Below are 517 nucleotides of genomic sequence, written 5' to 3'. Positions count from 1 at the left end.
GTTGATTAAAATTTCGCGGATCTGGGCCGATTTTTTTCCCGCAAACACATCGAATCAGCCTATTTAGGCTATTTTTTCCACCATTTCTGGCGTTATTTCCGGTTTTTACTGAGATCTCTCCCACTGACGTATCATTTGGTCCACCCGAAACAGGTTGGCCAGGGTGAATAACATCGCCAGTTGGTTATCGTTTTTCAGCAGCCCCTTGTATCTGGCTTTCACGAAGCCGAACTGCCGCTTGATGATGCGAAACGGGTGCTCCACCCTGGCACGGATGCTGGCTTTCATGTATTCGATGTTGATGGCCGTTTTGTTCTTGCGCGGATGCTGCTTCAAGGTTTTTACCTTGCCGGGACGCTCGGCGATCAGCCAGTCCACATCCACCTCGGCCAGCTCCTCGCGCTGTGGCGCTCCATCCGCAGCGCCAGGGTACGGATGCCGCGCAGCGTCAGGAAGCTGCTGAACGGGTCAAGCACGCCGCCTACCGCATTCTGCAGATAGCCAAGCTTTTCCGCGA

Annotated in this window: 1 protein-coding gene and 1 pseudogene; both read right to left on the bottom strand. The window is 54.0% G+C overall.

From position 1 onward, the window contains the following. Positions 1-105: 105 nt before the first annotated feature. Positions 106-414: pseudogene (locus ABD715_RS17830) on the bottom strand (IS5/IS1182 family transposase); the annotation flags it as partial. Next, on the bottom strand, positions 366-476 hold the full coding sequence (locus ABD715_RS17825) for a PLP-dependent transferase (RefSeq protein WP_344789687.1): 111 nt from the start codon (positions 474-476) through the stop codon (positions 366-368). The pseudogene ABD715_RS17830 and the gene ABD715_RS17825, both read right to left, overlap by 49 nt. Positions 477-517 lie beyond the last annotated feature (41 nt).

The sequence above is a fragment of the Postechiella marina genome (assembly GCF_039538365.1).
GTDB classification, from domain to species: Bacteria; Bacteroidota; Bacteroidia; order Flavobacteriales; family Flavobacteriaceae; genus Postechiella; species Postechiella marina.
Note: the sequence above shows the minus strand (reverse complement) of the source record. Positions and strands in the feature narration are given on the sequence as shown.